This is a genomic window from Bradyrhizobium sp. USDA 4461 (assembly GCF_054055655.1).
In genome coordinates this window covers 3,834,764-3,861,476 of record NZ_JBSRXM010000001.1, presented here as the reverse complement: position 1 = coordinate 3,861,476, position 26,713 = coordinate 3,834,764, and the positions used below count along the sequence as shown (strand labels likewise).

Annotated in this window: 22 protein-coding genes and 2 pseudogenes; 18 read left to right on the top strand and 6 right to left on the bottom strand. The window is 58.7% G+C overall.

The window, feature by feature from the left end:
• The first annotated feature begins 132 nt into the window (after positions 1 to 132).
• From ACVINW_RS18090 to ACVINW_RS18070, 5 genes are read left to right on the top strand one after another with little or no spacing between them, the layout of a single operon-like run.
• On the top strand, positions 133 to 1,023 hold the full coding sequence (locus tag ACVINW_RS18090; RefSeq protein ID WP_456752554.1) for a SctD/MshK family protein: 891 nt from the start codon (positions 133 to 135) through the stop codon (positions 1,021 to 1,023).
• Between the two features lie 33 nt (positions 1,024 to 1,056).
• A complete protein-coding gene (locus tag ACVINW_RS18085; RefSeq protein WP_456752553.1) occupies positions 1,057 to 1,596 on the top strand; it encodes a hypothetical protein in 540 nt (179 codons plus the stop codon).
• A gap of 2 nt (positions 1,597 to 1,598) precedes the next feature.
• A complete protein-coding gene (gene sctY / locus ACVINW_RS18080) occupies positions 1,599 to 2,024 on the top strand; it encodes a type III secretion apparatus assembly chaperone SctY (protein WP_456752552.1) in 426 nt (141 codons plus the stop codon).
• Positions 2,025 to 2,032: 8 nt separating this feature from the next.
• Entirely contained in the window at positions 2,033 to 4,150 is a 2,118-nt protein-coding gene (gene sctV / locus ACVINW_RS18075; protein WP_456752551.1) for a type III secretion system export apparatus subunit SctV, read from the top strand.
• Between the two features lie 29 nt (positions 4,151 to 4,179).
• Positions 4,180 to 4,770: a tetratricopeptide repeat protein gene (locus ACVINW_RS18070; protein WP_456752550.1), complete on the top strand. Its 591-nt coding sequence runs from the start codon at positions 4,180 to 4,182 to the stop codon at positions 4,768 to 4,770.
• Between the two features lie 711 nt (positions 4,771 to 5,481).
• On the opposite strand, the gene ACVINW_RS18065 is transcribed toward ACVINW_RS18070, so the two are convergent.
• Positions 5,482 to 5,838, bottom strand: a complete 357-nt coding sequence (locus ACVINW_RS18065) for a hypothetical protein (protein ID WP_456752549.1) — start codon at positions 5,836 to 5,838, stop codon at positions 5,482 to 5,484.
• Between the two features lie 813 nt (positions 5,839 to 6,651).
• On the opposite strand from ACVINW_RS18065, the gene ACVINW_RS18060 reads away from it, so the two are divergent.
• The 6 genes from ACVINW_RS18060 to ACVINW_RS18035 all read left to right on the top strand — a co-directional run bounded on the left by ACVINW_RS18060 (position 6,652) and on the right by ACVINW_RS18035 (position 13,535).
• A complete protein-coding gene (locus ACVINW_RS18060) occupies positions 6,652 to 7,362 on the top strand; it encodes a hypothetical protein (protein WP_456752548.1) in 711 nt (236 codons plus the stop codon).
• Between the two features lie 330 nt (positions 7,363 to 7,692).
• On the top strand, positions 7,693 to 9,153 hold the full coding sequence (locus tag ACVINW_RS18055) for a M16 family metallopeptidase (protein WP_456752547.1): 1,461 nt from the start codon (positions 7,693 to 7,695) through the stop codon (positions 9,151 to 9,153).
• A gap of 56 nt (positions 9,154 to 9,209) precedes the next feature.
• Complete coding sequence (locus ACVINW_RS18050; protein WP_456752546.1) at positions 9,210 to 10,574, top strand: M16 family metallopeptidase; 1,365 nt, start codon at positions 9,210 to 9,212, stop codon at positions 10,572 to 10,574.
• Between the two features lie 444 nt (positions 10,575 to 11,018).
• Positions 11,019 to 11,171 (top strand): hypothetical protein, encoded by a 153-nt coding sequence (locus ACVINW_RS18045; RefSeq protein ID WP_456752545.1) that lies wholly within the window; start codon positions 11,019 to 11,021, stop codon positions 11,169 to 11,171.
• Positions 11,172 to 12,005: 834 nt separating this feature from the next.
• Entirely contained in the window at positions 12,006 to 12,755 is a 750-nt protein-coding gene (locus tag ACVINW_RS18040) for a hypothetical protein (protein WP_456752544.1), read from the top strand.
• Between the two features lie 60 nt (positions 12,756 to 12,815).
• Positions 12,816 to 13,535, top strand: coding sequence for a hypothetical protein (locus tag ACVINW_RS18035; protein ID WP_456752543.1), 720 nt, complete (start codon positions 12,816 to 12,818; stop codon positions 13,533 to 13,535).
• Positions 13,536 to 13,645: 110 nt separating this feature from the next.
• On the opposite strand, the pseudogene ACVINW_RS18030 reads toward ACVINW_RS18035, so the two are convergent.
• Together ACVINW_RS18030 and ACVINW_RS18025 are read right to left on the bottom strand one after the other, a co-directional pair.
• Positions 13,646 to 14,101: pseudogene (locus ACVINW_RS18030) on the bottom strand (IS5/IS1182 family transposase); the annotation flags it as partial.
• A gap of 21 nt (positions 14,102 to 14,122) precedes the next feature.
• Entirely contained in the window at positions 14,123 to 15,961 is a 1,839-nt protein-coding gene (locus ACVINW_RS18025) for an NEL-type E3 ubiquitin ligase domain-containing protein (protein ID WP_456752542.1), read from the bottom strand.
• 93 nt (positions 15,962 to 16,054) lie between these two features.
• Here ACVINW_RS18025 and ACVINW_RS18020 point away from each other — a divergent pair, with 93 nt between their 5' ends.
• Positions 16,055 to 16,261: a hypothetical protein gene (locus tag ACVINW_RS18020; protein WP_456752541.1), complete on the top strand. Its 207-nt coding sequence runs from the start codon at positions 16,055 to 16,057 to the stop codon at positions 16,259 to 16,261.
• Between the two features lie 528 nt (positions 16,262 to 16,789).
• On the opposite strand, the gene ACVINW_RS18015 is transcribed toward ACVINW_RS18020, so the two are convergent.
• Positions 16,790 to 17,035: a hypothetical protein gene (locus ACVINW_RS18015; RefSeq protein ID WP_456752540.1), complete on the bottom strand. Its 246-nt coding sequence runs from the start codon at positions 17,033 to 17,035 to the stop codon at positions 16,790 to 16,792.
• A 159-nt stretch (positions 17,036 to 17,194) separates the two neighbouring features.
• Entirely contained in the window at positions 17,195 to 18,823 is a 1,629-nt protein-coding gene (locus tag ACVINW_RS18010) for a hypothetical protein (protein WP_456752539.1), read from the bottom strand.
• Positions 18,824 to 21,019: 2,196 nt separating this feature from the next.
• On the opposite strand from ACVINW_RS18010, the pseudogene ACVINW_RS18005 reads away from it, so the two are divergent.
• From ACVINW_RS18005 to ACVINW_RS17980, 6 genes and pseudogenes are all read left to right on the top strand, one after another.
• A pseudogene (locus ACVINW_RS18005) lies at positions 21,020 to 21,538 on the top strand (cytochrome-c peroxidase); the annotation flags it as partial.
• Positions 21,539 to 22,327: 789 nt separating this feature from the next.
• Entirely contained in the window at positions 22,328 to 22,828 is a 501-nt protein-coding gene (locus ACVINW_RS18000) for a hypothetical protein (protein ID WP_456752538.1), read from the top strand.
• A gap of 27 nt (positions 22,829 to 22,855) precedes the next feature.
• Positions 22,856 to 24,052, top strand: a complete 1,197-nt coding sequence (gene modC, locus ACVINW_RS17995) for a molybdenum ABC transporter ATP-binding protein (protein WP_456752537.1) — start codon at positions 22,856 to 22,858, stop codon at positions 24,050 to 24,052.
• The gene (locus ACVINW_RS17990; RefSeq protein WP_456752536.1) at positions 24,036 to 24,707 is read left to right on the top strand and encodes a DUF2478 domain-containing protein; all 672 of its coding nucleotides are present in this window, start codon (positions 24,036 to 24,038) and stop codon (positions 24,705 to 24,707) included. The genes modC and ACVINW_RS17990 overlap by 17 nt, the downstream gene beginning before the upstream one ends.
• 369 nt (positions 24,708 to 25,076) lie before the next feature.
• Positions 25,077 to 25,631 carry a peroxiredoxin gene (locus tag ACVINW_RS17985; RefSeq protein WP_456752535.1) on the top strand — a complete coding sequence of 185 codons (555 nt, stop codon included), beginning with the start codon at positions 25,077 to 25,079 and terminating at the stop codon, positions 25,629 to 25,631.
• Between the two features lie 6 nt (positions 25,632 to 25,637).
• The gene (locus ACVINW_RS17980; RefSeq protein WP_456752534.1) at positions 25,638 to 26,186 is read left to right on the top strand and encodes a carboxymuconolactone decarboxylase family protein; all 549 of its coding nucleotides are present in this window, start codon (positions 25,638 to 25,640) and stop codon (positions 26,184 to 26,186) included.
• A 227-nt stretch (positions 26,187 to 26,413) separates the two neighbouring features.
• On the opposite strand, the gene ACVINW_RS17975 is transcribed toward ACVINW_RS17980, so the two are convergent.
• Positions 26,414 to 26,710 carry a ferredoxin family protein gene (locus tag ACVINW_RS17975; RefSeq protein ID WP_456752533.1) on the bottom strand — a complete coding sequence of 99 codons (297 nt, stop codon included), beginning with the start codon at positions 26,708 to 26,710 and terminating at the stop codon, positions 26,414 to 26,416.
• Positions 26,711 to 26,713 lie beyond the last annotated feature (3 nt).

The window sequence follows — 26,713 nt, the reverse complement described above, 5'->3', positions numbered from 1 at the left end:
CGAGCGGGTGCAGTAACGGATGAAGCGGGAGGGCGTTATATCCTCCTGCTTTTGCCGGCCGCATGAACTGTGAAGTCGCAACAGGCCGTACGGCTTTGCCGTACGGTCTCGTTCTTCATTCAGGAGGCGACCGTGAATGAACCAGCTTCCCCGCTTTTCGAAGTGTTGTCGGGGTCTTATTCCGGGCTGACTGGCAAGGCGGGCGGCGGCTCCTGCTTGATTGGCAGCAGCCTCGATGCTGATTTGGTCTTCGTCGAGCAAGGCCTCGAACCGCACCATCTTCGCGTCGGCTGGCATGTCAGCTCGGTCGAGATCGAGGCCCTTGCCGCAGACGTCACGATAGAGGGCCACAACTCTATTTCGCCAAATGAGATCGTTGTTGTCCCTCTTCCTGCCGTCATCCGTATGGGCGCGATGTCCATTCGCTTGTCGCTCGAGGGATCTCAACCTGCCGGCTCTACCGGCCGCCGCCGTGCACCGATTACCGTGCTCGCCTTGGTCCTGATCAGCGCTGCCGCAGTCGGCACTGTCTCAACGAGCCTTGTCCAGTCCGACGGAGCCGCAGACCTGAGCACTTCGTCCTCAGCCGCAGACATTGCCCCCAAAGTCGCGCTCGCCTCCCCTGATGCTTCGGCCGCCGACGCAGCTGCTCGACGGCTGCAAGGGGAAGTTGATGCAGCGGGCCTGCTCGGTATCAAAGTCGGTTCTGGGCCGGGCGTTGTGACAGCCGATGGCACCATTACGCCCGCCTCGCTCGCTAAATGGCGCGAGGTCCAGCAGCGATTCGATGTCGACAGCAATGGTGCTTATACGCTCGTCAGCGCGGTCGCCATCAAGGATGAGAAGACGCCCCCCGCGATTGCCGTCCAGGCAGTTTGGCGCGGAAACGATCCCTATCTGGTCATTTCTGGTCAAAAGTATTTCGTGGGCGCGCTCTTGAGCAATGGATGGACCGTAAAGGAGATCGAGGACGGGCGTGTGCTGCTGACACGCAATGGCCAGCTTGCTGCTCTGTCTTTTTAGAATTTTAGCCCGCGGGCAACGAAGGAACGTTTCATGACTAGGCTGCCGCAGCGGTCCGTAGAGCTTGGCACCGCCTTTCAGGGAATCAACAACGAGCATCATGCGCCTGTCGTCACCCCGGCCACACCTCAGGCCAGTGACATCGGCTTCGACAAGATTCATGGAAAAGGCGGCAAGGGCCACACGTCAGTTGTCCAAGACCGCGCGGCGCAGGATCGGTTGGCTGCCAACACGATCGATAACGCGCTCGAACTCAAGTCAATCGATCCAATCTCGCGGATCAATCCCACCGATGCCACCGAGCACGCAGATAAGATCGGAACGAATTCGGAACTTGCATGGCTGAACGGCCCCAATCTCGCGGATAGCCTGCTCTCCTTCGTCACGCCCCGCCTGCGTCATTCGCATGTTGTGCGTCCAGAGCAACACGGCCTTCTCCTCGAGCGCCTGGCCGATGCGCTGTCAGCCGCGCCAGAGGGCTCGGTGGCACGCGAAGGGGCCGCGGTTCTGCGGCTGGAGCTACGGCGCTTGATCCTGCTCAGGCAGAATCACAACGGCTTGATCCAAGGTTAGCAATGCCAGATCCGCGCGGAGTGCAACACTTCACACCTACCCGGTCGTCGAATGTTTTCAAAACCGATGGGGTGGTGCCAATCTCTGGCCCCGAGCGCGATTTGCTCTGCGCGCTTTCCTATGTCCACCTTGCGTGCGGGCAGAGCGCACACAGTCTGGCTCTTTTACGGCCCGTGGTTCACGAACATTCTCAAGATGTCGAGCTGCTTCGTATCCTAGCCTATGCTCTCATCTCAGAGCGCCTCGGCGAGGAAGCGCTATCGGTATTGGACCGGCTGGACATGCTTGATGATCAGCCATCGTCGCGCCCGCCATTGCTGCTGCTACGCAGCCATGCTCTGCGTCATGCTGGCCGCATGGTCGAGGCGCAGGCCACCTTCAAGCGCTATGTTTCATTGCGGAGCAGTATGGCTCCGGTCCAACAATAAGGCTTTACATGGCCACACACCTACGAAATCTCGTCGCCCGCGCGCCGTCCCACCCGGATTTGATGGTCGCGTTGATGCTGCTTCTGGCGATCGGAATGATGATCATGCCGATCCCGATTGTGGTGCTCGATATGCTGATCGGCTTCAATCTTGGCTTTGCCATATTGCTGCTGATGGTTGCCCTTTATCTCAATACGCCTCTCGACTTTTCGTCGCTGCCGGGCGTCATTCTTATCTCCACGGTCTTTCGTCTCGCTCTTACCGTTGCAACGACGCGGCTGATACTCGCCGAAGGCGATGCCGGCAGCATCATCCATACGTTTGGCGATTTCGTCATATCGGGCAACATCGCCGTCGGAATTGTCATATTCCTCATCGTGACCATGGTGCAGTTCATGGTGCTCGCCAAGGGTGCCGAACGCGTCGCAGAGGTTTCGGCGCGCTTCACGCTCGACGCCCTGCCCGGCAAGCAGATGGCAATCGACGCGGAGTTGCGTAACGGCCACATCGACCAGCACGAAGCCCGCAGCCGGCGCAGCGCGCTGGAGCGAGAAAGCCAACTCCACGGGGCCATGGACGGCGCTATGAAATTCGTCAAGGGCGATGCCATCGCCGGCCTCATCGTCATCTGCATCAACATGCTGGGCGGCATCACGATCGGTTCGCTTTCGAAGGGCATGTCCCTTGAAGAGGCGATGCATCAATACACTATCTTGACTATAGGTGACGCGCTCATTTCGCAGATTCCGGCTTTGCTGCTCTCAATTACAGCTGCAACCATCGTCACTCGCGTTAACGGGCCCTCCAGGCTCAATCTTGGCGCCGATATCGTCAACCAGCTTACTGCCAGCACACAAGCGCTTCGGCTGGCCGCCTGCGTCCTCGTCGCGATGGGGCTTGTTCCCGGCTTCCCTTTGCCTCCCTTTTTCATGCTGGCCGCACTCTTCGGTGCGGCGAGCTTTCTCAAGGTTGGCGTGCAGCATGGCAAAGCGGACATCAAGACAAGTGCCAGTGCGACCGGTTCGGCTCCCACTCCCGCACAGAGTCAGAAGCAAACCGTCCCTGCGGAAGCACTTCCGATCACGCTCTTGCTAGCACCGAACCTGATACAGGCGATCAATAAGGCAGACCTCGATCAGGGCATCGGACGGGTTTCGGCACTGGTCTCATCTGATCTTGGCATCACAATTCCACGCATTCCAACCCAGGTCGACCAGCAATTGGCGGATTCGCAATTCAGGGTGGATGTCGAGGGAGTGCCCGTCGAAGCGGACAGCCTTAACCCGACACAACTCTTGCTCAACGACGACCCGGTAAACATTGAATTGAGCGGAATCCCCTTTCGGCAGGACCCAGACACGAACCGGATCTGGATCGAACAAGCTCATGCTCCTGCTCTCAAAGCAGCCGGAATAGGGTATCATGCTGCAAGCGATGTAATCGCATTGCGGGTCCAGTCGACGTTGAGGCGCTATGCTCAACGCCTGGTCGGTATTCAAGAAACCCGTCAGCTGCTCGGACGGATGGAGCAAGAATATGCTGATCTCGTGAAGGAGGTGCTGCGCACGACGCCGATCCCCCGCATCGCGGACGTCCTGCGCCGCTTGCTGGATGAGGGCATCCCGATCCGCAACACTCGCCTAGTCCTGGAGGCGCTCGCAGAATGGAGCGAACGGGAGCAGAATGCCGTGCTGCTGACCGAATATGTCCGCTCCGGTCTGAAGCGCCAGATCTGTCATCGCTATGCCAACGCCCATCGTGTTGTCGCTGCCTTTATCGTCGAGCGCGAAACCGAGAATATCGTGCGTGCTGCCGTGCGAGAAACCCCTGTCGGCCCCTATCTTGTTTTGGAGGATCGGCAAAGCGAGATGCTGCTTTCACAATTCCATCAGATTCATTCAAGCCTCGCGCGGAGTCAAAGCCAGCCGGTCATTCTTGGCTCGATGGATATCCGGCGCTTCGTCCGCGGCTTTCTCACTCGCAACGGGATAGATCTTCCAGTTCTCTCGTATCAGGATCTTGCCGCCGACTTCACGATCCAGCCGATTGGCTCCGTCAAACTTTCTGCTGGCAAGGACAAGGCCCCTACGGGAGAGCATCGCGACCTTCTCCGTGCGGCCGGATGACGAGTACAGCTGTGGGCGTGAGATAGCTTATGAAATCATATGAGATTGACGTTCCGCGGTGGCGCAGCTTTCATCCGCACTCGTGTTCAGCCCTTCTCCCAATTCTCGCCGTTTTAGTGCTCGCAGGCTGCGCTAACCTGGACCACCCGGATCTTTCATCGCAGCAGACGCCCACAGCAGAGCCGGCGGGCGTTGCGGAGATCGATCCCGCCATGCGCGAGCGCATCGCTCACGCCCTCGTTCGAGACGCTGACGAGCAGCAGCATTTGTGCGATACGCTGAAGCAAAAACCAAACAACGCCGATGCGGCGATTCCTCTGGCGCGGGCACTGCTGGCTCGTAAATGCCCCGGCGAGGCGATTGAGGTACTTGACACCGTCTTGTTGGCGTCACCCGGCGATCTGCGCGCACTGAACGCCAAAGCCGTCGTCCTCGATCACCAGGGCCGCCATCAAGAGGCCCAAGCGCTATACCGCAAAGCTCTCGCGACCGAACCGGCAAATCCGATGTTGCGCAACAATCTCACGCTATCGCTCGCACTTGACGGCAAGGCAGAGCCAGAGAACGCCAGTTCCCAAACGCAGACGGACGTCCGACAGGCATTGGCCCGATCGAGATAGACCGGCGACCACGAGCAAAGCACGGATGCTTGACGCCAATCCCATCGCCTACCGATAGCGAAGGCCGACTATTTGCGCGACGCTCGAGGACCGCATTCTTGGGAAGTGTTGTCTTCGGTGGAATGGAAATAGTGCCGTATAACCGCATCAGTGACTCAGCGCGCAATAGTTCTCAAGTGTTTCAGAGGCCGATGCAGATGAGACAGCGCCCTAAAGGGCCATCCTTGGACAGGAAGACAGCCATGCCATTGTCTCGAATCAAGGGATTGCATCGGCCAGACTTGCGAGCAACTTGGAACTCGCCGCGCGTCCTCCTCCTTCGCGTGCACGATCGTGAGACGATCTGCAATCAAGCGCGTGCGCAACGAGTCCATTTGCATTCGTTCACTCGGTCTTGAAATGGCGCAGCCGAATGTTACGCGGGACTTCGCGCACGCCAGGCACGGCTGTTGCGAAGTTGCGAAACATCTTAAGCTGTCGCTTGCGCGAGAGGGGAAGACGGAGACCGACGCCTTCCCACAACCGCAGAGCGACGGCAGGCATGCCGTGGCCCGATCAAGATAGCGCGGCCACGCTCGAGCGGCGGCTTGCCGACACTAAGCTGACTATAGGCCGCTGCGAAGGCTCAGGGAGTGACAATATCTGGTCGATAAGAATACGAATCGTCCGGCGCGGTATCGCGGTTCACCCGTCCCCCTCTTTCCCAGCTGTTTATGAGGCCGGTACCTTGCGATGGCCGGGAACCGGTCCAGCCTGCAGTCCGACATTGGTGAGAGCTTTCGCGGTTTCAATTGAGTAGATAAAATCCTCCGTGACCCGCTGCTTGGCGCCTTTCATCCAGGCCTGAAGAACGCTGATCTGATCGGGCGCTGAAGTCTTGGAGGAGACTTCCTTGAAGAACTCTGTCAATTGTGTCGATTCGGTTTGAATGCGCTCCTGCCAGTGCCAATAGGCCTCCGAGTACTTTTTCAAAAGCTCGTTTTGCGTTCCGATGACTCGCTTGGTGAAGTCCTGGAACGCGCCGGCTGCAACGCCGATGTCATCGTTAATTCCGTTCTCCTTCGTCATCACCGTCTCCTGTGTCGTTGTATACGGACGACGACGCCTGAGCAGAGCCCCCGCGCGTCATTCGTGGTCACCAATTGGCAAGTCTGCACTCTAGTTCACAATGCCGGACCAATCTGGTCCCTTCGTTCGACGAGCAAGCGACGTGCCATAAAAGACGCTGAGAAGCTGCCGTCCATGAACAGGAACGACACGTGCTTGATATAGCGCTCCGGAAGCCCTGCTGACGCGCGTCGCAGTCGAGACATGAAAGTATCAAATCGGACACGGCAGAGTGCGACAGCGGCGGAGGGCGAATGGCAGCATGACGTTTTCACGCACTCGTGCCTGATCAGCTCTCGTGCCGAACAATGATAAGGATTGACCGGGAGCAATTGCTCATAGTTCCAATGTTCCGGATCTATTCAACCGCGGACCAGTATCCTGGCACAATACGTTGCCCGGGCGCGTGCCCATTGCTCGAAGCTGCGCGACGGCAATTGGTCGCGATTCGAGATATACGGCGCCGGAGCAGTCGGCCGACGGTGGGCTAGCGATGCTATGCGCATAGATCGGTGCGTCTGGTCCAGTCGGCTTCGCGGAGGCGGCGCTCGAGCCAATCAGCCGTCATCATGAGTATACTCGGCGTGCTTTGCACCGCGATGAGCTTGTGCTGGCTGTTCACCCGAACGCTGGATTGGGCCGAGAAGTGTATGGCCCGGAATAGCCCCCACCAAAACATGGAGGCGACGACGTGCCTGTATGTAGCTAATATGGTTCGACCAAAGTTCGGGAAGACAGCTTGTCCGCCAGAGCGCTCGCGACGAGGGGACTCGGATGATCAGGCCGGTTCGACGGAGCTGGAGTCCAAAAGAACTGTTCAACGCTCTTACGCCTGCGATGTTCGCCGCCGAACCATCGGCCATACGCGCACGCTGGGATAAATTGTGGCCTGATCTGTACACGGAGTATGATGCCCGGTATTTGAAACAAGAACTAGCCGACCGAAACCTCGTCGCTACCGATGAAGCTGCGGCATTTCTCGACGCCTGGGCGATCGATGAAGAGCGCCACACCGATGGCTTCATCCGCATCATTGAACTTGTCGCTCATGTATCCGAAAGGAATCTTCGAGAGAGGTTGGATGCTCGACCGCATGATTTTGGTCCGATCACCGAGCACCTGACGGACGAATTCTCCCTCATGGTTATGATCGCATTTGATGAGATGTGCACTTGCCGCGCCTACGCAGCAGAAAAGCCGTTTTATGACACCCTCGGGAACAATACGTTTCATCATTGGTTGCGGGAGGTCATTGCCGACGAGGCGGTTCACGCGATGAACGCTGTTAACGTTATCCGCGCGCGCTATCCCGACCGCATTGGTCAAGTCGGTCCAATTCTCGATAGCCTAATCCGCGCGAGCGCAAATCTACGCTATTCTGGCACCTTCGTCCTGGACTACTTCGGCACAGTGTACTCCAAGGAGCTCCTCGCCACCTCTCGCCTCGCAACCATGAGAAGTATTGCCAAGCCACTTACGGTGTAGAGCGAGGCTGTACCGGCGAGCCCTCGCGAAAGTTGATCCGGCGTCATTTCGCGGCTCAATCGCTTCTTCCCTGTAAGTTGCCAGTTGGCGCTAAAGGGTCGTGGTGCTTCGTGCGCAATGTCGTGTTCACGACATGCCGGCGCTCGATGTTCGGGCAGAACGACCGGGCCGGGTCTTTCTCGCGCCCCGTTGGCGCGTCGTCCGGCCCCGCGCGGGCCATCGGGCAATTGGCCCGGCCTTTGCTCCATTGCTTGCCAAACGGTGCGCAGCTTGCCGCTTTGTCGGCCTGTCCGCCACAGCACGCGAATCTCTATGGAATGGAAGGCGGCCATGAAGAACGGGCGTTCGGTCACCGCCACGGCGGGAGGTATCGCCACTGGCGCCATCGGTTCGATGACGCACACCGCCCTGGCGATCGAACACAGAACAGATGATAGCACGGATGGTAACCTATACTTTCCTGAGGAGGAGAGCGTCTTCGCCCAGAGCACGGTCACGTCAGATCGACCAGCTAGCTTCGCGCTTCATAACGGCCTACAGGTGGTGGTGATTCCGGATCATCGGATACCCGTTGTGACACAGATGATCTGGTATAAGGTCGGGGCCGCCGACGAGCCGCCGGGCAAATCGGGGCTGGCGCATTTCCTCGAACACCTGATGTTCAAGGGTACCTCCAAACATCCGGCGGATGAGTTTTCCCAAACCGTGTTGCGCGTCGGCGGCAACCAAAATGCCTTCACCGGAACCGACTATACCAGCTATTTCCAGCATGTGCCGCGCGAGCACCTCGGCAAGATGATGGAATTTGAAGCTGACCGCATGACCGGTCTCATGCTCAAAGATGAGAACGTGCTGTCCGAGCGCAACGTCGTGCTCGAGGAATTCAATATGCGCGTCGCAAACGATCCAGCTGCGCGGCTCGCCGAGCAGATGGTGGCGGCGCTTTACCTCAACCATCCCTACGGCCGTCCTGTGATCGGTTGGCGGCAGGAGATCGAAAAGCTCGACCGCGAGGATGCGCTCGCGTTCTATAAGCGTTTCTACGCACCGAACAACGCCATCCTTATCATCGCGGGCGACGTCGAAGCCAGTGAGATCCACCCGATGGTGGAGAAGAATTTTGGCGAAATCCCCCCGCAGCCATCGATCCCCGCGCAACGCCTGCGACCGCAGGAGCCGACCCCGACCGCGCTGCGCACCGTAACGCTGGCCGATCCGCGCGTCGAGCAGCCAGCCTTGCGCCGCTGCTATCTCGTACCGTCGGCTCGCACCGCTTCTGCCGGGGAGAGTCCAGTGCTTGAGGTGCTTGGAAAATTGATGGGCAGTGGCGTCAACTCATATCTCTATCGCGCGCTGGTAATCGACAAGCAGCTCGCGGTCGGTGCCTGGGCGGGGTACTACGCTGCCGCGCTCGATCCCTCGCAATTTGCGATTTCTGTCACACCAAAACCTGGTGTCAAGTTCGGCCAGATTGAGCGCGCCCTCGACGAGGTGATCGCCGACATTGCGCATCATCCGGCGAGCACCAATGATCTCGAGCGGGTCAAGACCCGGCTGATCGCGCAAGCAATCTACGCCCAGGACAATCACGAAATGCTCGCGAGCTGGTATGGCCGCAGCCTGGCGACGGGGCTGAGCATCGACGATGTCCGAGGCTGGCCCGACGGCATCCGCGCCGTCGGCGCCCAGCAGGTGCACGAGGCGGCGCGGAAATGGCTCGACAAGAAACGCTCGGTGACCGGCTATCTCATCAAAGAGTTAGCGCCACAGCACGGGGAGAAGCTACAGTGACATATTCTTGCACACGACGTGGAGTTCTCCTCGGCGGGGCGTCGCTCTCAATTGCGATGCTCGCTTCGCCAACTTCGCTTGCCGCCATCACGACCAAGGTCAAGCGTCTGGTTTCGTCTTGCGGTATAGAAGCCTGGTTCGTGCAAGATTCCACGGTCCCGTTGATCGCGATGGAATTCGCTTTCGGCGGCGGCGCGACCCAGGATCCCATCGACAAACCCGGCGTAGGCCACATGGTTGCTGGCCTGCTCAACGAAGGTTCCGGCGATCTTGACTTCAAGACCTTTCATGAGCGTCTCGACCGTCGTGCGATTGAGCTGAGCTTCGGATCACCCCACGATCACTTCCGCGGTGCCTTGCGCACCCTTGGGGACAACGGAGACGAGGCCTTCGACCTTTTACGGATGGCGCTAACCTCGCCGCGCTTCGACCCGGCCGACGTCGAACGGATCCGTGCCAGCGTGCTTGCTCGCCTTCGGCATTACTCGACCGATCCATCGTCGCTCGCCAATCGCAAGCTCCTCGAGGTCGCCTTCAGCGATCATCCTTATGCTCGCCCAGCCGCAGGCTCGATCGAAAGCGTGCCGAAGATCGAGGTCGCGGATCTCAAGGGCTATCTCCGACGCGTGATCGCAAAAGACACGCTCAAGATCGCGGTGGTCGGCAACGTCGATCCAGAGGTTCTCTGCAGACTTCTCGACAAGACCTTTGGCTGCCTGCCAGCCAAGGCGGAGTCGGTATCGGTATCCGACGTGGTCGCAGCAAAGCCGCCGCAGCGCGTTTTCATTCCGTTCGATGTGCCACAGACAGTTTTGGCTTTCGGCGGTCCCGGCATTCGCCGCGGCGAGCCCGATTTCATGGCCGCCTATGTCGTCAACCACATTCTCGGTGGCGCCGGTCTGAGGTCACGGCTGTTCCGCGAAGTCCGCGAGAAGCGCGGGTTGGCCTATTCCGTCCGTGAGCACCTGGTCTGGAGGGATCATTCGGCCATGTTTGTCGGCAAAAGCGCGACCCGAGCCGATCGCGCCGGCGAGACGGTCGAACAGATCGAGAAGCAAGCCCGCCACATCGCCGAGGCAGGTCCCACCCAGCAGGAGCTCGATGATGCAAAGTCTTACCTGAAGGGCTCGCAGATGCTGGCTCTCAACACATCATCAAAACTTGCGCGAACGCTGCTGCGGCATCAGCTTGATAAGCTACCGATCGACTATTTCGAGAGGCACAACGCCGTTGTCGATGCGGTGACGTTGGAGGACGCCAAGAGGGCCGCGCAGCGGTTGTGGGGCCAGGGTCTGCTCACCGTTATCGTCGGCCACTCCCCGCTGGGCGCAGCACAGTCGCCCCCTTTCCCACCGGCCACGACGTCTCCGCCACATGCTGAGCAGCTGAGCGCCACACCATCACCCACCTTACCGAGGTAACCCAATTAGCTCTCTGGCAACATCGGCGGCGTGGCCACAAGGCTCGCTCTCCTTCCGGTGGAGAACTGGCAGTTGGCTGCGGCGGGCACAGCTGAGTCACACGAATAACCGCTCGCTGATTGGCTTGTTGCTCATCTTTCACTTCTGGCGCAAGCAGCGCCGCCGGGATTCGGAGGCTTCGCAGCGCGAGAGGTCGAGCCTTTCGGCAGACCCGGAGCAGTGAAATAAGAGCTATGAAGTCGACGCTTCTAGTTCCGCTCCTTACTCGATTTGCCGCCGTAAATATCTTGCCTTCAGGCCTTACAGTTGTGCGCAGCTGGTGCTACCGTGGAGGGCTGGCATTATGTACCGTGGTGCCAGCGGATCGATGCCTCCCTTAGAGCGCAAGCTCTAGGGAGGCATCTGAAAGGCTTCGGTCATCCCATGAAGGACATGGAGGCGAGCGTGAAGAAGCTTCATGCCGAAGCCGAATATGCGGATCAAATAGCAAAAAGCGCGACCGACCAGAAGAAGCGCGACCTGTACGAGCACCTCGCCGCCCATTTTAGGCAGCTTGCCGACCATATCGAAAGGGCCATGGCCGAACGGTCAGAGTGAGCGCTCAACAGACGGTGCTGTCTGTATGAATAAGGACTTGTCCGGTCTGCACAATATCAACATCAGATGCACAGATCATCCGGTGCGAGTCGTCGAGGGTACGCCGTGAAGAATCCCTGCGTCGGGCGTGGCTGGGCGCCCCTAGAGACACTCAAGCGGGCTTCACACTCTTGCGCGAGCGCGCGCTCCATGGCGACCGGATCACGATCGATAATCGTCAGATAGGCGCGCGCGGTCCATCGTGGCCGTGTCAGACGACAATGATGGCGGCGATCGTTGCCTCGACGGTGCTGCCGGTAATGCGTCTTGATCGGCCGCATTGCGGCGGCCCATCCCGATTAATGTATGCACGAGGGACTCATTACCCTTCGACCCCTGATTGTCGAGCTGAATGATCGGCCAGGTCATCACAGCCGTGCGACCCGGCTATCTAAGGAAAAGCGTCTGCGCAACGGCGCAGCACCGGCTCGATCGTGCTCCCACAAGCCCACTATCTGACGTTACGTGCGATTCAGGCCATTTCATGCAGAAATGTGCACGATGATGATCGCGATGATCGTCACCGCGCACAGCCGACTCTTCGACGAACTGCTCGTTCAGCTCCTCACAAACCTCACGTGAAGCACGATCACGAGTGATTAGCTGCTGTTCTCGACTGCATGGTCGTTGCAATCAGAACGCCCTGGTGGCTCGACGTTGGAAAACTCATCAGTTGCGCCGCTCTCGCGTCGAAGATTCGATTGCCCCTTCTTTCTGCCATGTTCGCACCCAAAGCAGAGACTCGTCGATTGCGCACGTCGCGCGCGGCAATAGCGAGTGTCTCAGGAGAATTCCATGGTGAAGCCAGTTGTGATTGTAGTGGGCGCAGACAAAGGAGGGGTCGGCAAGACGACCGTGTCACGAACGCTTCTGGACTACTTCAACGTCAACAACGTGCAAACACGTGCATTCGACACGGAGTCGCCGCGAGGAACGCTGAAGCGCTTCTATCCCGCGATCACCGAGATCGTCGACATGACGACGACCGCGGACCAGATGAAGATCTTCGATACCCTGAACTCAGGGCTATCCGTTACCGTCATTGACGCCCGCGCCGGCTTACTATCCACAGCATTGGCCTCCTTGCGCGACATCGGCTTTTTGGATGCGGCGCGGTCCGGACAGATCACCTTTGCCGTATTCCATATCCTGGGATCATCGATTGCTTCGCTGGACGAGATCGCCGAGACCGCCACCTTCATGGGCGGCGCAAAGTACTATCTGGTCAAGAACTTCATCAACGACACTCAGTTCTTCCAGTGGGACCAGTCGACCTATAATTCCTATTTTCACGGCATCAAGCATGCGACCGAATTGACCATACCGAAGCTCAACGAGATGGCCTATGAGCAGGTCGAAGTCGCTTCTGTTCCCTTCGTAGACTTCGTCGCAAACAAGGGACGGAACGATGAGCCGGCGAACAACTCCTTCGTGTTGCGCGGCTATGTACGGCACTGGCTGGCAAACGTCTGGAGTGAATTCGATCGTATCAACTTGACGGAATTGGCCGGCGCCAAGTCTGCGACCCGGAGCGGCGACAAGTAGTCGCCCTATCGGCAAGCGACGGGTTGAGACACACTACGAAGCGACATTGATCTGCTGGCTATGTTAGCGACCCCCATCTACATCATCTGCTCTCCTAGCCCGCAGGTCGGCAAAACCCTCGTCGCTCGCCTCGTGAGCGAGTACTTGCTGCTGAAAAATGGCACGGCGCTCTCCTTCGATGTCAATCTGAAGGAGCCGTCATTGCTCGATTATCTCCCCAACATCACGGAGACCGCGGATATAATTGACACTTACGGCAAGATGCAGCTGATGGACCCGCTGATCATCCACGATCGGGTCGCCAAGGTAATCGACCTCGGCTTCCATGCCTTCGACGAATTCTTCAAGATGTGCGAGGAGATCGGCTTTATGAAGGAGACTGCGCGCGGCCATGTCGTACCTATTATTCTCTTCGTTGCGGGCGCTGACCGCATCTCCTTTCGCGGTTATGAAATGCTGCGGCGGCAGATTCCTCCGGCGGCTCTGGTCACCGTCCACAATGAATTCGTGCTGCGCGGAGGATTACCTGAAGCGATGGAAGGCGAGCGAGTGCTTCGAATTCCTGCGCTGCCCCTGTTTCTAAAGAGATATATAGATCGACTTAGCTTTTCCTTCACCGGATATCTCCGCAACGAGAAAGACTGGTCGTCCGAGCTCCATCAGTGGATCCGACGAAATTACACCATGCTTCGCGATCTGGAATCGGGGGTGATGCTGCGGGGGCCTTATCGATCTCGGGCGACGAATATCGAGAGCCTACGGCGCACAAGGGTAACTTGAAGTTCCGGTTCGCCATCTATTTCGATGGATGGGTGGTCAAATGCAATTGCGATATAGGATTCCATCTGGATTATGCAGTCGTCCCGTGAAGGTCCGGTGCAGCGCCCGGCTCAAGCGATGTTTTGAACCGGGAGAGTTTTGACGAAGATGTGGATGACGCGCAAAAGCTCTCCCAGCCATCGGAGGAGCAGTCCGAAGTTGTTGCCGGCGGCGGCAAGGACGACGTTGATGCGGTCGCCAAGGCGGCCCTTGAGATGGTTGCGGTCCATGCGGTGTTCGGCCTTCGTGGCGGATGACGGGCTCGACAGCCGCGCGACACTTCATTTCACGACCGATGAAAGCGGTAACGCGGCGGACCTGACCCGAGATCCAGAGCCTGAGCCGAGGCCGGTGGTTGTGACCACGATGCCCTTGGTTGCTTGATGCGGTGACGCTCCACGCCGGTGAGCTTCTCCATGTGGGCAATGACAAGGCCGAGCGTGTGCCGCGAAGAGATTGCCATGCAGTGCTTTGGCATGGAGGAAGAACTGTCTGCCCTTCGGGGACGTCACGGGAGTGGCGATACTGCCTTGGAATTGAATGGGGCTTCACAGCTGGAGGCCGCGCTCAGCAAGCACCTGGCGCATTAGGTCGCCCTTGATCTCGCGGGCGATCTCATTTGATATCTCGGGTCCGAGCAACCGCTCGGCGTCCTCATCGCCGGTCAGTTGAAGACCCGCGAGCCGGTGATTCAGCCGGTGCTTGAACTCCTCCCCCATTGCATCGTGGAGTCGGGTCTCCATGACGTTATGGGCTTCCGGTGCAATGCGCTCCACCACCACCTCCCAAGGCTCCCAGCGCGTCGCCAAATAGTTGGCGAATTCAGTCGCCTCCTTGTCCCGCACGATCGTTTCGGCCGTGTCGATATCAGCGTCAGTGACGTCCGAGACGTCGAAAAAGCGCATAGCGGGAGCGATGTGCTCCAGTCCCAGGCGCTCCCGCAGCTTCGTCTGATAGGCAAGGTAGACCTCGATATCGTCGACATCGCCCATGCGACCGTCGGTTTGCAGCGATTCGACCTTCTTGCGGGCAATCCCCTCCAGCGCGTCCAGGCGGAACATGACCCGGCCCAGATCGATGAGATCGGCAAGGCGAGCGTCATTATCATAGACGCCATTCTTGACGTCCTCGATCATGCGTGCGTTTTGCATGGCGTTCCAGGTCAACGTGACCCGATCTTCGCAGGTTTGACTGGCGTCAAGGGCCAGGGCGAAATACTGCTCACGCAAGTTGCTGTTCGTCGTGACCCGCCGCAAATCATTAACCACCATCCGCCGGAACCCTTCATCGCTAGAGTTCACTGTTCTCGACAGCCGGTCGAGGAACCGCGCGTATTCCGGGGCCCCACTTTCTTGTTCGAACCGCTGCCAGGCGGCCATTACCGATGGCTCGGCCTCGAGCCAGTCCGCGACAACCTCTTGCAGAGACCGCGGCTCGACTTCCACAGTTCCTTCGGCGGTCGAGAAAAAAACCTGCGGACCTGCATAGCCTGCGGCATGTATCGCTGTCGCCAGGCCGGCCTGCACCCAATCGGGGAGCGGGTTATTCTCCAGATCAACGCTCGAGTCACGGCTTAGCTCTGTCAGCAGGGTCTCGGGCACGCTGATTAGCTGGTTGTTGCTGGCGCCGAGCCATAGCAGTTCGGGAGGCACCGTTTCGGGCAGGCTGGTCAGCTCGTTATGGCTGGCGCTGAGCCATTCGAGTCCGGCCGGAAGAGGCTCGGGCAGAGCCGTCAACCGATTGTAATCGACGTTCAGGCGCTGGAGCCGGGCTGGAAGCTCGGGCAGACTGGTCAGGCGATTGCCGCTGGCGTCCAGTTCCTCAAGCGTCGCCGGAAGGCGATCAGGCAGACTGGCCAGCTGATTGTTATCGACGTTCAGGCGCCGCAACCCGGGCGGTAGCTGCGCGGGCAGGTTCGTCAGCCCGTTGCTGATGACATAGAGCCGTCGCAGGCCAGCTGGCAGCTCAGGCAGGCTAGTCAGCCGATTATTGCTGGCATAGAGCCGCTGGAGACCAGCCGGAAGGTCCTCAGGAAGGCTGTTCAGTTGATTGTCGTCGACATTCAGGCGACGCAGCCCGGCCAGGACCGGCGCAGACAAGGCGGTCAGGGACAGGGACGACAGATCGAGGGCCTCATTGACATCGCCCGTCTCCCGCCAAGCCCTCGTACGACTTACCGCCTGTTGCCGATCCTCGTGTTGCCCCTGCCCGTCTTCGGCGGCCCAGTCCGCCAAGACCTCGAGCTGCGAGCTGGACGCCTCGCCGGCGGACGCCAGCGCATCCGTCAGCACTTCGCGCCACTGCGTTGTGGCCGGAGACCCCGGCTCGGAGGTTTCCGAATCGGAAGTTTCGGAAGGAGTGCCTAAGGCAAGCTGCTCTGTATTCATCGACGCCGTTTCTTCCTGTCCAAATGAAGCGAATGCGTCCGCAGCCGCACCTTTAAGCCGTCAGACCTCACCATGGTTGGCGCTCATCGGCTGATGACAAAGCTGTCGATCATACCGCGCGATCACCACCCACGGCTGGCGCGAACACCCGGCCGGTTTGCGGCCGAGCGACTGCAGCCGGACGCAGCACGCCCGCACGAAGTCTCGGCGGTGGATCGCTTGACGATGGAATCCATCCAATTCTCTTCCGCCGGAGCCGAGCACATCGACCCGGACCTGCCAGCCAGTAAAGACCTCTAGCTAGGAGACGTAGCTGTCGATGAGCTGACGGGCTGCGGAGCGACGAACAATGGGCGGAGGGCTAGTCATCGGCCTCCCTGGAAACTCAGCTGCCGGCTTGGCGGACGAGAAGCGGGCGAGACCAAACGGAGCTTCGAGATTGGCAAATTGGGCGCCGTTTACGGCGCGTCGGCAGCGCGGCGATGAGTCGGCCAGTTGCTCGCCCTGTGCGCGCGAGGCGACAAATCCTCCCCTGCTCGCTCAGATAGCCGCATTGGTGCCCTAGCTTGACAGCCCGCAATCCCATGTAGCACCGCTCGCGCTTCACTGCGAGGCGGCATGCCCCGACGCAATCGGCGAAGGCTGGCTTACGTCTTCCTGGATGAGGAGCTCCCACCTGTTCTGACGTCGGCGGCGAGGATCGATCCTGCCAGATCGGCTCACGCTGACGCAGGTTTCGGCCAGCAGAAGCTGATGACTTGGCTCTTGCCGGGACGCCTTCTCAGTTCAACAATTGAACAGCGGCATCTCTAGTGATCAACGTGAAACTCAGTGTAGTAGATCCGCCCCGCGACCGACAAACTCGAGCACCGACTGCGCCTCGTTGATCTCGCGTGAGACGCGCTTCAATATCCGGATTGCCACCTCTTCCGTCGCGATCAGCCCCGCTCTCTCGCAGGCTAAGCCAAAATGGTGCATCACCTGTTCGTAGGAAGGCGCAACACGATTCTGCAACAAGCTGATCGTCAATGATGAGAGCATCTGCTCGACTACATCCTTCTCAGCCTGGATCAAGAACAACGTCCTTCTATTGTTTACTCGCTTCTGTGAATTGTAGACGCTTCCGATTGCGTCGCAAGAGCGTCGCTGCGTCGGATCGTCGTATTGCTCCGTCGCGGCATCATGCGCGTTGAACAGCGCTTAAGAAGAGATTTCCTTGGTCGATTGCCTCGTCTAGTGAGACCACTTCTCCCCTGTACTGGGCGGCGTGGATTCACTTTGTATGAGTTGCAGTTCCCCGATGATCTTCGCGACCGCCTCATGGCCCTCTGCGCCTCGCTGCCATCTACTGAAACCGTTCATCAGGCTCTCCGATTCCGACTTGGTAAAGTCAAAGAACCGTACACCGCGGCCAAGGACCTCATGGACGACCGCCATCGTGGCTTGGCGAGCGGCGCTCTCGTTCGGCCATCTGTTGAAACCGATCACTAGGCCCCTGAGGTCCTGGACAGTGAAGTCTGAGAGTCCCGTCCTCCGGCCGGCACGGCGAAGGACCTCCCCCGCGAGCACAACGGTCACTCGACCACAGGGTAGCTCCTCCGGCCAATTGCTGAAGCCGTTCACCAAGTTCGCGAGCCCCTGCTGTGAAAACTCGTAGAGCCGAGTGGCACGGCGCAGAACCTCACGAGCGAGTGCGACTACTGCTCGGCAAAACGCCGGCTCTTCCGGCCACTTGCTAAAACCGTTCACCAGGTTTGCCAAGCCCTGCTCGGTAAGATCGGACAGTTGGGCAGCGCGCCAAAGTACCTCACCCGCGATCGCAACTGTCGCCTTACGACAGGTCCCATGTTCAGGCCATTTGCAAAACCCGTTCACGAGGTTCGCCAGCCCCTGTTGGCTATAATGATGAAGTTGGTCGGCACGGCGCAAAAGCTCATTTGCGATCGCGACTGTGGCCTGACGAGAGGCCGCCTCATCGGGCCATTTGCTAAACCCATTCACCAAGTTTGCCAGATCCTGCTCGCTAAACTCATGAAACCGGGCGACCCGGCCAAGAACTTCGCCTGCGATCGCAATCGTGGCTCGACCACAGGCCAGCTCTTCCGGCCACTTGCTGAAACCGTTCACCAGGATGGCTAATCCCTGCTGAGGAAATTCGCAGAGCCTGCCGGAACGACGCAGAATTTCGCGTGCGAGCACGGCTGCGGCCTTGCACGAGGCCGCATCATCCGGCCATTTGCTGAATCCGTTGACCAGGCTCACCAATCCTTGCTGTGTAAAGTCAGAGAGCTGGTGATGGCGGCCTGCGCGCCGAATGACATCGCCCGCGATCGCAACCGCCGCCTGGCGAAACTCCGCTTCTTCCGGCCATTTACTGAAGCCGTTTATCAACGCCGCCAAGCTCAGGTTGTTCAACTCTTGAAGCGGTCTGCTTTCGTCGTGACAAAACTTAGCTATTCTGATCGTTCCTTTGCGACATTCCGCCCTGTGGGAGTGCCGTCCGAATGACGCTGCAAATATGGAAAGGGCTCTTATTCCGATTTTCCCGATCAGCGCATGGTCGAGCAGCGACAGACGAGAAGCTATTCTCTCGCAAACGTCCCGGCCGGCTTGACCTCCGGCCTTTCGGCTCACTGCATTGCACGTCGTGGCATAGCCCCACGACTTCCCGGCACGGATGCTGTCCTCGAAGCTTGGCAGGAATCTAGATTGAAACTCAAGGGCCGCCTTTTGCAAAAAAACCGGATGGTCCGTCTTGCGCAGCTGCTTGTCGCGCGCAACCACCACAGTTGAGAATTCTGCAATGTCGCGAGCACGATCGATTTCGCTTAGCGCCGCGGTCAGATTGGCTTGAGCAGACATGGGATCTTCCGAGTTGCAGCGCCTTGTGCGCCCACGAGTTCAATGCGACCGGTTATCGCTTGCGGCCGATATTAACCGCCTATGCAGTTCAAGCACCTGCTCGCGAGACCGGGGCTGGTCAACGGGGCGCGCTTCGCCGCGGAACAAGAAATGCGATTGTGTTGTCAGTACCATTCTACTCGCGCACCGTTCCATCACATCATGGCATATCGCGACTCCGGTTGTTACAGCGCGAATGGCAACGGCCAACACGGTATCGTCCCCGCCGATGGATGCACCTTCTTGCCCACGGCCCACGAGTGAAACAACCGGCAACTGGGAAGCCCGGCTGCCGGATCATATTGAATCACTCGACGGCCGCTCAGCCTGCCTTTGTCTTTAAGGCTTTGCGACCCTACAACCTGACGCAGGGTGGGATTCAAGTCATGAAATATTGGCTTGAACTTTGCATAGCCGGCGATCGCAATGACTATCAATGGAGGCCTTATTCAGCTCGAATGACCTCGACGGACATTCTGCTTCTGAGATCCAAGCTCCCCCGCGCGTTTCATTCGATCGATTCGCGCGCAGGATATCGCGGTGAAGCTCGTCTTATCTGGAGGGAAACCACTTCGCGATTTCCCTTGATGTCGGTTAGTGCGCGCCTCCTACTAATGGACATTCGCATTGAGAAAACGATTGTGACTGTCCGGCGACAAGCGCAGGACGACCGCCGTCGGTGGGACCGGCAAGCACAATGAAGCTGCGAGATCGCTGCGCCGCCCGAGGCCGATATCGATATGCTTGCAGTCGTGAGCCTCCCGTCCTGAGTTACGTCACTGCACGCCGATCGCCCCGTGGAGCGCAGGAATTCCACAACTAGCATGATCGTGACGCAGAAAAGCCGCAACGACTTGCGGCAAATTCCTGTCGCGCACTTAGCATAAGGTGATATCGCTTGATCGGATCCTTGAATAGATCGAGCCGCTCGCCACATCCGCCGGGCGATGACGACAAGTCCCAGGTTCAGGCACAGTCATCGGCATGAACGCGGATGGAGCGACTGAGCAGTGCTGAGGCGTACGTATTGTAGTTTTTATGCCAAGTGAACCTGCATCTGTGATGACTTCGATTGATAATAGATTAAGTGAAATCAGATGGGTGCGGAACGAGATCTGGCGCTGTCGTAGGCTGCTAAAAATGGAACTGCCTCGCGAGGAGGGTGAGGCCGTTGAGAAGCGTTTGCTTGAACAGCTTTCCGACTTCGCACGGCTCCTGACGACCGCATTTCCTCTGGTCTTGGGTTCTGGGGTGCACTCAACCAGAGGCAGTCCCATCGGTTCAAGTGACTCCACTGAACCGCTCGTTGAGGAGTCCGCAACGGCACCAACCGATTCCTTCGGAAGCTCGATCGACGGCTAATTCAACCCGCTTCCCGTGCTCAAGAAGCTGACGCCTTCGGCATCTCACTCCCGATGCACGACGATTGGAACGGTGTTGACGCCTCGTTTTTTCGACCCGCCCGTTCTTTCCGCCGCGATTGGCATTACCCGGCGACATTCGACACGCAGCTCCTTGAAATTATCCCTCAGACAAAACATGGCCGCGTCCACATCGCCACGTCCTGTAAAGCGATCACAGAAGCGCATCACGTCCGGTCTGCAAGAAGTCAAGATCTCTTCCGATCTTCGTTCCCGTGCGCGAGCGTATCCCGCGCACCATGTAGCTGCGATCGCAATCGCAACAAGGATGGTTACATGGCGAGACGCACGGTAAGTCCAATCCCTTCGCTGCTTTTGTTTCAGCAGATCTCTCTTAAGCTTCATACCCTTCACTGTTGTCCCCCCCCGTATCATCTGTTCAGGAAAGCAAGTCGCCGCATCGGTGGACGCGGTCGTGCCACTGCGAGCGCGGCATCATCGTTGCGGTGCTTACCAATCATCCGTGCATCGCGCGCACAAGGCTATGCCGCCACGCCAACGCGGCCGGCACAGCGCATGCAGCCCCAATTTTATTTGCTGCGTGTAGGTCTTGTGATATTCGCGACGTTCGTTCCCAACACGCCATTTCTGCAAAGGACGGCCGATCCAGCTTCGAGCTGCGTACAACCTGACGCTACGGTCGATTCAAGCTTCACGATGGGCATATCCACACTCTAATTGAACAGTAAGGCGAGCCAGCCGACGATTACATTGCTTAGCGCGTTGTCGCGCGTACAAGGCCATCGAGGCTTTCGAGGCAACCTTGATCACGCCCGCCGCCCCGTTCGATCAATACCTCGAGGGCGATGCGTATGCTCTCAATGATCGGCAGAAGGCAGGATTAAAGCTATTCATGGAGAAAGGATGCTCATCCTGCCACAATGGTATCAATATAGGCGGTCAGGATTACTTCCCGTTCGGTGTGATGGAACGGCCAACCGCAAGCCTGCTGCCGAGGGACGACAAGGGCCGTTTCGCCGTCACCAAGATGCCCTGCGACGAGTATGTTTTCCGCTCCGCGCCGTTGCGCAACGTCGCATTGCGTCCCCCCTATTTCCATTCGGGTCAAGTTTGGAGCCTCAAGCAAGCTGTCGGCTTGATGAGAGAGATACAACTCGGCGCGAAGCTCAACGATACAGAACAAGACGACATCGTCTCGTTTCTAAACTCGCTCACCGGACAGCTGCCTCAGATCGATTATCCGATATTGCCCACGCGTACCGACGCAACGCCAAAGCCCTCTACGGACCAATAGGGTTGTTCACTTGACCCAGCCATGCGCTCGTCGACTGCCACGGGAGTGGCACTCATGCTTCCCGCAGCGAAGTTGAAATACATCGTCTCGAGCTGGAACTCACAATCAAGAATCCGGCTCCGAATCGTTCCCGTTAGCCCCTCGGTTTTTAGCAAACGCTTGCCTGAGCGCCTCCGCCTCTCGCCTGTCATTTGGAGCAAGCACCGGGCGCGTCGTCTCGGGGCTTCGGCAATGCCGACCGCCGCGCGCGCGGCGTTATCGCATCAGGGTACAATTGATGAGGCCGCCGCAAACCCACCTTTGATCGTCAGCGTCGGCAGGTTCGTGCGCCGATCAGGACGGAATTACGTACGCCAGCATTTAGCGATATTCGAGAGACCTCGTCGGAAATGGCAACGAGCATACCACAGTTTCGAGAACGCGCTCGTGGACCGTCACAAGCTGCGTCAGCTCGCTGATGTAGCGCCAATCGAACGGCATCGTAGTGACGACCTCCGCATAAGAGTGAATGTCACGGTCGTGGCCTCTGCAACCCATTCTCGCCGCAAGAGCCGACAGTATCATCTTCAGCTTCTATCCCGCCTCTCCTGCATGGTTGGTTCGCTACGCGAACGTCCGAAACTCAACGACACGATGGAGGATTCCACACACGCGGGAGGTCATACGAGCTTCACCATGAACGAAGCCTCCCCCCGCACCATACTGTTAACCGGCACGCAGATTGCTGGGTGAGGAGCAGTGAGCTGCCGCGAGTAGAAATGGCCGCGGCGGAATGTCTTCGGAGTCCCAATGAGACTTATCCGATTGATCCTATTCGACCTGGCCTTGATGCTGCTTGCACCTGAAGTCGCAGAAGCCATGAATGCGGGCGTCGGCGCACACTTCACATCGACCACCAGCGCTGTGGCGCCGTTCGAGCGGATCGCCGGCCATGAGGCGGTCGTATCAAGCCCTGAGGATAGCCAACGCGTCTACAGCCAAACGACGCAGGCCGCGCCAGTCCAGCCGGCGGACAAACTGAGTCCGACCAAGCTGGCTGAGGATTCCGCGATACTGGACGCCCGCCTTGCATGTGTGATCCCTCAGCGCTTCCGGCAGCGTTCGATTGCCACGATCCTCGATGACAGGGAGAAGCTCAAGATGCCGGCTGTCCTAACACCGTCGATCTGCAATGCTGCCGCGGCACCTTTTGGCCTCCTCGGGGCGGAAACGCCGCGTTGGAGCAAAACAGACTGGATTGTCGGCGGCATGGTGTTCATCGCCTTTGCGATCATTCTCGTCGTGATTTGATGGAAAGATGCAGCAGGGCGCGGGCACGTGAGAGAAGCAAAACCGGGCTATATAGAAGTCGCCTTCAACGGCGCTATCGCAGGGATCCCGCTGGATGCGCAATTCAGCGCCCCGGCCAAAGGTGTCACGGCCGTCTTCGGTCCTCCAGGGTGCGGCAAGACCACACTCGCGCGTTGCATTGCGGGCATCCAGCGTCTGCCGAGTGGATTCTGCGGCGTCGATGGTGAAATTTGGCAGGACGAAACGACGTATCGGCCGCCCCATCTTCGTCCCGTCGCATACGTATTCCAGCGACCAATTCTTTTCTCTCATTTGTCCGTCAAGCGCACCCTTCTGTACAACGCGTCAAAATCGAAGGCGTCACTGATTGATCTTGATGGCGCCGTCGAATTGCTCGACCTGGCACCGCTGCTTGACCGTGCGCCATCACATCTTTCTGGCGCCGAGCGACAGCGACTTGCGCTGGGCAGCGCTCTGTTGTCCCAGCCTCGGCTACTTCTCTTGGACGACCCGCTCATTGTGCTCGACCGACCCGCCAAGCGTGAGGTACTGCCGTTTATCGAGCGCATTCGTGAAGAGCTCACGTTGCCGATGATCTATATATGCCACGACATGGCTGACATCGAGCGCTTTGCCGACTATCTCGTCATGATGAAAGATGGCATTGTGACCGCGGCTGGGCCGCTGCATGTCGTCCAGAGCGATCCAGCGCTTGCTGCTCGAGGTGAAGCGGTTGTCTGCGTCGACACCGTAGTCGGCGGCTATGACGGGCGTTATGGGCTGATCATCCTCCGCCTCAAAGGTGCGCGTCTATTGATACCAGGACCACCGCTCAGACCGGGCGCGCGGCTAAGGCTGCGCATCGCAGCCGGCGATGTCAGCATTGCGCGCGAACCACCGCGCGCAAGTTCGATCCTCAACGTTTTTCCGGCACGTATCAAAGCCTCTCTGCCGTTCGACGAAGCTGAGGTGACGTTGGTTCTGGCGCTCGAAACTGGCCGCTCGGGCGTGCCGCTTTTGGCCCGCATCACGCGCCGCTCCTTTGATGAGTTACGGCTTGGCATCGGAACGGACGTGTTCGCCGAGGTCGCCCGGGCCTCGCCGGTCGCTCCCCCCGAACGATTGCTCACAACACCATCCACGCCAGTACGAGACGTTCGACGGCTAGGCGCCGACACGAGGGACGAACAGAAATTGGGACACGGCCATGATCGACGATCTTGATGATATCGATCCGAATGATGTGGCGGCGATTTTCTACCAGCCGGAAGATGACGTCGATAAGCTGCTTGCCGATTTCACCCAGGATCTCGCGCGGCAAGGCGTGCGCGTCGGTGGCATCGTCCAGCGACACTTGAAGGACGCACACGTCACGCACGCTATGTTCGCAGTCGACGTTGCGACTGGGCAAGAGATATCGATTTCCCAGCCACTTGGTAGCGGAGCTATGTCCTGTCGGCTCGATGTGCACGGACTGGCCGAGGCCTCCGCTATCGTTTCTCGGGCGCTACGCGACGGAGTCGATCTCCTCGTAATCAGCAAATTCGCCCAACAAGAAGCGGGTGGCCGCGGCCTGCGCGCCGAATTTGTCAACGCAATCACCTCGGGCGTGCCGCTTCTGACAGCCGTTCCAAGGAAATGCCTTGCCGACTGGCGAACTTTTACTGGTGATATTAGCACGCTGCTACTTTGCGATCCTTTAGCTGTAGAAGAATGGTGGCGCGACACGCGCATGGCGCGCAGCCGTGCCTATAGTCCCAGCTGGGGCTATTTGGGGACGATGATCCCAGACAGCTTGATGACGGCTGCGAGAATATCGCCGATGTTGCCTCCGAAATCACCGGCCAGGCTCCTTCGCAGGCTACGAAAGGAGCCCTAGCTTCGGCGTCCGTTTCACACGGCATCCATATGCCCCGCGAGGGCGCCGAGGATCCATTCTCGGTCGGCAAGCAGCCGTTTTCAACCAGCGGTTCAATCGCTGGTCGAGGATTCTGGCCGCTAATTTTTAACTGCGGCAGCCAAATCGTTACATGCGTGGCGACTCACCGACTTTCAAGCGATCGAGCATTGCGCATCCAAGCGGCATGATTCGAGGTGGATGTGATCACCATCGGACCTCAAGATCAAATGCCTGCAGCCAAGCCGCTCGTTAGCTTAGTTGCGACAATCGGATCTTGAGAACGGATGGCATATAGCTTGCTTCACCAGCGACGGCACAACTTACGCAAAGCAAACTTGTGAGGTCAGCATGCTCGGAATTGGAAGTCAGTTGCCGCCGTTCGAAATCACGGGCGTGAAGCCCGGATTTCAGGCGCAGGAAGAAGAAGGACACAGCGCGTTCGAGACGTTGACCGAAGCGAGCTTCCCAGAAAAATGGAAGGTCATCTTTTTCTACCCCAAGGATTTTACGTTCGTCTGTCCGACCGAGATCGCCGAGTTCGGCCGGCTATCCAAGGAATTCGCCGATCGCGATGCTGTGGTACTAGGCGGCTCGACTGACAACGAGTTCTGCAAGCTCGCCTGGCGGCGCTCCCATGCAGACCTGCACAACCTGCCGATTTGGCAGTTTGCCGACACAAAAGGGACCTTGGTCGATGGCCTCGGCGTGCGTTCGCCCGAGGGCGTCGCCTATCGCTACACCTTTATCGTCGACCCCGGCAACACAATCCAACACGTCTATGCGACCAATCTCAATGTCGGGCGCAGCCCCAAGGACACGCTCCGCGTTCTGGACGCACTGCAAACCGACGAACTCTGTCCCTGCAACCGCGAAGTCGGCGGCGAAACCCTGAAGGTTGCATGAGGCAGCATGTCGTCGATTGAGCGGTTGAATGAGACGATTCCCGATTTCGCCAAGGACGTCAGGCTTAACCTGGCGTCCTTGATAGCCGACGATACGCTGTCGCCGCAGCGACAATACGGCTTGCTACTGGCGAGCGCGATTGCCACTCGCAATGCAGACCTGATTGCCGCGATCGAAACGGCAGCCGCCGGCGTGATGACGCCCGCGGCGATCACGGCCGCGAAATCCGCGGCCTCTGTGATGGCGATGAACAATGTCTACTACCGATTCGTTCACCTCGCGTCCAACCCGGAATATAAGACCATACCGCCGCGATTGCGCATGAACGTGATCGGCAATCCTGGCGTGGATAAGTCCGATTTCGAGCTGTGGTCGCTGGCGGTCTCGGCCATAAATGGCTGCGGTGCGTGTATCGACGCTCACGAGAAGACGCTGCGGGCCGAGGGCGTCAGTTCCGGAGTGATCCAGACTGCTGTGCGCTTTGCTGCGATTGTGCAATCAGTAGCGGTTGCAATCGAGGCCGCCGGGCGCGCCCCGTCCGAGCCGACGGGCTGATTCCTTTGCCGCCGTCGGATCGACACCACTTATGGCGCAATTCCATTGCGGCACGACCAATTCCTCGGCACCCTAAGCGAGCATGATATCCGCAAGCTGCGTCTTGCGGGCCTCCCTCCGTTGCCTCGTTTGAGTCTCACCTCAAGTGCAGACGAGCCAGAATGCGTCACGAAGGCGGTGAGATCCTCAGTGTGATGGCGATCTCACCGAAGCCTTTCGTTGCACTCTCACCCAAACTTGAACAGCACGCCATAGCCGCCGCGCGGATGGCTCCATTTGACGTCGCCGGTGGGTTCAGCGATCACGCGGCAGGTGCCGCACTCGATGCAACCATCGACGGTTATCTCAACTTGGCCGTTGTCGTTGAGTTCGTAGCATCGCGCAGGGCAGGCTTTCAAAAGCGCAAGTAGCTGCGGCGACGGCGTCGTGTGCGCGCGCACGGTGACGTGAGGGCGACCGACATCGACAAGATAGCGGTTGTAATACAGCTTGTCTTCGACGCGCACTGAGGGCTCGACATTCATTCT